This window comes from Bradyrhizobium sp. Unk1, from assembly GCF_059512345.1.
In genome coordinates this window covers 1-4,584 of the sequence record NZ_JCAMOP010000121.1, presented here as the reverse complement: position 1 = coordinate 4,584, position 4,584 = coordinate 1, and the positions used below count along the sequence as shown (strand labels likewise).

General features: G+C 61.4%; 6 protein-coding genes and 1 pseudogene. 2 read left to right on the top strand and 5 right to left on the bottom strand.

The window, feature by feature from the left end; translation table 11 throughout:
- Window positions 1-100: 100 nt before the first annotated feature.
- Window positions 101-249: pseudogene (locus AC5ZFO_RS47190) on the top strand (IS3 family transposase); the annotation flags it as partial.
- A gap of 153 nt (window positions 250-402) precedes the next feature.
- Complete coding sequence (locus AC5ZFO_RS47185; protein WP_496124156.1) at window positions 403-960, top strand: hypothetical protein; 558 nt, start codon at window positions 403-405, stop codon at window positions 958-960.
- 908 nt (window positions 961-1,868) lie between these two features.
- On the opposite strand, the gene AC5ZFO_RS47180 is transcribed toward AC5ZFO_RS47185, so the two are convergent.
- The 5 genes from AC5ZFO_RS47180 to AC5ZFO_RS47160 form a co-directional block, all read right to left on the bottom strand.
- Entirely contained in the window at window positions 1,869-2,120 is a 252-nt protein-coding gene (locus tag AC5ZFO_RS47180; protein ID WP_496124155.1) for a hypothetical protein, read from the bottom strand.
- The gene (locus AC5ZFO_RS47175) at window positions 2,110-2,550 is read right to left on the bottom strand and encodes a hypothetical protein (RefSeq protein ID WP_496124154.1); all 441 of its coding nucleotides are present in this window, start codon (window positions 2,548-2,550) and stop codon (window positions 2,110-2,112) included. Before AC5ZFO_RS47175 ends, AC5ZFO_RS47180 begins: the two co-directional genes overlap by 11 nt.
- A gap of 163 nt (window positions 2,551-2,713) precedes the next feature.
- Entirely contained in the window at window positions 2,714-2,932 is a 219-nt protein-coding gene (locus AC5ZFO_RS47170; RefSeq protein WP_496124153.1) for a hypothetical protein, read from the bottom strand.
- 107 nt (window positions 2,933-3,039) lie between these two features.
- Complete coding sequence (locus AC5ZFO_RS47165) at window positions 3,040-3,339, bottom strand: hypothetical protein (RefSeq protein WP_496124152.1); 300 nt, start codon at window positions 3,337-3,339, stop codon at window positions 3,040-3,042.
- A 62-nt stretch (window positions 3,340-3,401) separates the two neighbouring features.
- Window positions 3,402-3,785 carry a hypothetical protein gene (locus AC5ZFO_RS47160; protein ID WP_496124151.1) on the bottom strand — a complete coding sequence of 128 codons (384 nt, stop codon included), beginning with the start codon at window positions 3,783-3,785 and terminating at the stop codon, window positions 3,402-3,404.
- Window positions 3,786-4,584: the final 799 nt, after the last annotated feature.

The following is a 4,584-nucleotide window of genomic DNA, read 5'->3' as shown; positions in this document are numbered from 1 at the left end:
CCGACCGAGAAAGACACTGGGCTGGAAAACGCCGGCAGAAGCGCTTGACGAATTATTATCATGAGCGAAACATTGGGCGTTGCGACGACCGTTTGAATCCGCCCAATACGTATCCATCAAGTACACCGAGCGCCTGGCTGAAGCCGGCATCGAACCTTCCGTCGGCAGTGTCGGAGATTCCTATGACAATCTCTCGCCGAAACCATCAACGGTCTCTACAAGGCCGAGGTGATCCACCGGCGCGGCCCTCGAGGTATTTCGCATTTGCTGTACCCTCGTATGCAGTGAAGGACGATGAACTTTCGGCGCTTCGGAATGCCCTTGATGCGGATTGCACAGAGGCCGCGCGACTTTTGCGGGCGCTTTTGGATCGTCCCCACGAGCAGACAGGCCATTTCTTAGATGTTTGTCTCCATCGCCTTATCGACGATCCGCTCGCCTTTACTGAGGCTCAAAGGACAGGTTTTCTGCAAGGCGTTAGCTGACACCATGGACGACGTCGAGCGTGTTACGCAACAGGTCGCGACCAAGGGCCACAACGAGATTTGGGAGAGAACGAGAGTTATTTTGCGCAAGCACCCGCCGCCCGACTTCTTGAGCACGATCAGAACGGGAAAGACCATCAATTGGTTGACGTACATAGTCAGGGATCAAGGCTTTGCCCTAGGACGGCCAGAGGGCAGTCGCGCATACCCGGAAAATGTATGGCTGCAGCAACCCCAATTTGATGAGGCAGTGCGTATCTTAACGATCCGCCTCGAAGCCATCGGAATGAAGAACGTCTTTAGGCTGCCAGCACCGCTCGACGTACTGTTTTTTTGGACTCAATTAGGCAATCCTCAAGATGTTAAACTGCGCTTCGCAGAAGCGACGAAGACACACTCGGAGTTCCTGACTGCGCTTGGCTCAATCTGCGGCTGGGGAAACCGCTCCGACATTGGTGTGTATCACCCGCTCTAAGCAAAATATTTCGCATACTTCGGCAACCCCGACGAAGTCTATGCAAGGCTACAAAGGCTTGCACAGGCCGGGAAATCGAAACATCAGCCGGTTGCCCGGAAACTTCTCGCCGCTTGGGTGTCACTCCAGCAAGAGGGATGATTTATTGGCGGTCACTCCGCCGCTTCCCGCATGTTGGTGGTCGGTGCGGTGCGATCGCCGATGCGGTCGGGCAGCCCGGCGAGTTGCCGCGTGCTGCCGCCGCAACAGCGGATCAGCGCTTCCTTGGTTTGGCAGAAGGAGCGCGGGGTCCCATCGCTTATCCTGTCTGCGTTGCACGATCCACTGGATGCCAGCGTAACATTCGATCACGCGCGTCTTCCCATCGGTTAGGACGGCGACGATGTTTGGGCAATCATTGGACGTTTCGCTCAGCCTTGCTTTCCGCTCGCCTTGGTCTGCCACAGCCGTTTTCCGGGTCGGGGGTTGTAGGGGTAGCGGCCTGTCCTCCAAATCGCCTCCTGCAGGCGTCTGCCGCCACTGTTGTGCAGACTCTTGGACGATTGCGGGATCGTGGTCGGTCATCGTGCTCTCCCGTTGTTGGAGGCGGGCCGGGAATGCCGCACCAGCAGCATCCCCAGCCCTGCGCGACGGTCGAGACCAAGCACATGGTTTCCGTCGCGGTTGGACGGGCGGAGCAGGCCAAGGAGCAACTGCTCCGCCCGGAGCAAGGCATCCGTGCGCCAGCGCATGCCTTGCCCGCGCCACGCGATGGCGCACACAAGACGGATGTGCGCTCCAATGGGCCGGCGAGCAGCCGATGCCCTTCAGCGCGGCTTGTGATATGTGGCGCGAGACGGTCGCCCATCCCGCGCCCGTGCAGCCGGAGCCGTAGCAGGCACGCAAGCCGCCCCGGTGCACGATCCGGTTCATCGCCGCACGATGTCGTAAGCGTGCATCCAGCTCGATGGTTCGCTGTGTCCGTTGGTCACCGTGACCAGTTTCAGACCAAGCAGCGCGAGCGGGCTGATGTCGGCACGGTGCTCAATCGGCAGACCTTGTGCCTGCGCTGAGAACACCGGCGCTGCCTCCTGCCGTTCGATGTCGAGCAGATCGCCCATCACCTCGGCCTCGGCCTGCTGCCGTGCTTCATGCGACAAGGCGGCCTCGTCATTCGGCATCGGCGACGATCTCACGGTCGAGCGCGGCGATCAGTGCGTCACGATGCAGCCATGCGATCAATGCGACCGCGTCAGGCACTTCGGCGAAAGCAAGAGAACGCTCCGCCGCGTGAACCTCCGATGTCAGGTGCCGCGTCTGAAACTCGATCTTGCCGTCAAGTTCGATCAGTGATGGCGCCGATGGCGCACCCTGCGCCGCCAGCGCCTCGATCTGCTCGCGCATGCGCTGCTTGGCATAGCTCGACGGGAACGGTGCGCTCGCGATCCTGTGCAAATCGGCGCGTAGCTCGCGCACACGCCGTCGCCGGTTCTCGACGGCATCAAGCAAACCGGCCTCGCCCTTGGCCGGCTGCGGCTCCGGTCCATCATAGTCGAACAGCGTTGTGCCGCCGGGTCTGCCAGACCGCAGCCATGTCTCGACGTTCGACAAGGCGACGGATGCAGATTGCCACGCTGCCGACCGCACCTCCTGCAATTTTTTCAGCCGTTCGAAATCGGCGGTCGCCTTTTTGAGAGCCTTGGTCGCGGCGATGACGCTGCGATTATCGGCGGCAGGTTGTAGCCGTTTTCGGATGGATGAGCGGTGAGCCGCGTCAGCTCATGCTGGGCCGCGTGCTGGAACCGATCGCATTGACGTGGACGAAAGCGGTGATGACCAAGCTTGGGCTGACACTCAACGAGACTAAAACCACCCGCGCCGCGCTCGCCTCCTGAACATCAGCGAACGGCGGAATGAGCGCGTGGCCATCGCTGTTGCCCTGATGCAGCAGCCGCAGCTTGTCGGCGGCACCGGGCGGCAGCAGCTCGATCACATCGAACGACGGCTGGGTGCGGATGCCAGACGAAAACGGTTGCGAGCTCGCAGGTCCAGGTTCGAACGTTATGGTGCGCCTCAATCATCTCGATGATGTCGAGCGGATCACGTCGCGTTGGCAACGAATAGTCGGTCTTGGTCCCGCGCCAGCACCGCGCGCACCAACCGCTCACTCACCAATCGGTCGGAGCATTTGAGAACGCAAAAGAGCAGTCCCTCGACGCGCCCGGCGAGCCTTGGCCGCACCGTCTCCGCGATGCGATCCCGCTGCCATGCGCATTCCCGGTATCTTGCGAGCTTCTTGTGCAGCCATCCCGCCGCTGCACGATCGGACATGCCAGTGCAGTGGATGTCCGCCGCCGCCCGCAGGAAGAGATCGCGCACGCGCAAATGCAGCAATGTCATCGGCAGGCGGTGACCGCGACCAGCTGGCTGCGCGCCGGCAAATATCGATGGTCGATCCGACCTCATCGTCGCCTGTCTCGAAGAGGCTCGAACCTCCCGTTGGGCACCACCGGCTGCAGCACCTCCGTTGCCTTGCGTTCTATCGCATCCAGTGACAGATCACGAACAACCCAGCACTCGCGACAGACCCCGACGACGCTGGCACTGGTCGGCTTGATGGCTGGCGTGGTGAGCAGCAATGCCCCGACATACTTCTTTCCTGTCATTCGAACGCCGCAGGTAACGCATTCTCCGTGTGGCGGCGTCGATAGACTCTCACACCAGTAGCGTGCAGCGCGTTGCAGCAGCGGATAGGCATCGAGCGGATCATTGACATCGACTAGATAGGTCAACAGCGCACCGGACGCCTCGTGCCGGTAGCGGCGACGTTCGTGACGGGTGCTCATGTCACCACCTCCCGGTCGCGTTGCTCATGCGACCATGTCTGATCGTGGTAGTCTGGTCCAGCGATGACTATCCCGCCTTCGGTGCTGGCATCATCGGCCCGCTCTCCCTGGGACGGGCCGGGTGGTGTCTCTCGGTTCTCATTCGGTCCTCACTGCCTGCCGGTCCTGCGCGCCTGGCGCGGCGCTGATCAATGTTGCTCACTGCGCCGTGCTTAATGGCGACCAGAGCCTCGGCGAGCCAGGGTACATCAGCACCGCTCTCCCAAAGCAGGTTCTCAACGGCGTCGATAACGACGAACGTGTGACGCCTGGCTGACAGAGCGGCGACGAACGCCTTATAGGCTTCGGCCTCGTCACCGATGCGGTCAGTCGGCCACGCATGCCTTACGTCTGCGAACGCCGCCAGAACGTCGCTCCGGGCGGTACTTGTTGCCGTCGCGCCGGAAGATGGTTGTTGTCTCGTGAGCTGCTCTAACCGCGCGCCGTCAGGCGCGCTCGGGGAAGGTCTCGACGGCTCGGGGAGTGCGGTGCTGTTGTTAGCACTCTCACTATCACCACGGGAGGTGTGCGCGGCGTGAAGCGCCGCGCTATCAGGTTCATCAGGGGGACCGTACGCCGTCCCACTAAAGAACCTGCTGAACCTGCTGAACCTGCTGAACCTGCTGAACCTGATGAACCGTCTCTCCATTTTTTGTCCCCCGTCACGACAGACTCTCCAAGTCCGTCATCGAACTGAACACTGCCACGCAACATGCAGGTAGCTGCGTGGAAGCGCTGGCTGCCGCGAAGACCGCGATAC

Coding starts and splice junctions, on each gene's coding strand:
- AC5ZFO_RS47185 (WP_496124156.1), top strand. CDS start 403: ATGTTTGTCTCCATCGCCTTATCGACGATCCGCTCGCCTTTACTGAGG.
- AC5ZFO_RS47180 (WP_496124155.1), bottom strand. CDS start 2,120: ATGCCGAATGACGAGGCCGCCTTGTCGCATGAAGCACGGCAGCAGGCC.
- AC5ZFO_RS47165 (WP_496124152.1), bottom strand. CDS start 3,339: ATGACATTGCTGCATTTGCGCGTGCGCGATCTCTTCCTGCGGGCGGCG.
- AC5ZFO_RS47160 (WP_496124151.1), bottom strand. CDS start 3,785: ATGAGCACCCGTCACGAACGTCGCCGCTACCGGCACGAGGCGTCCGGT.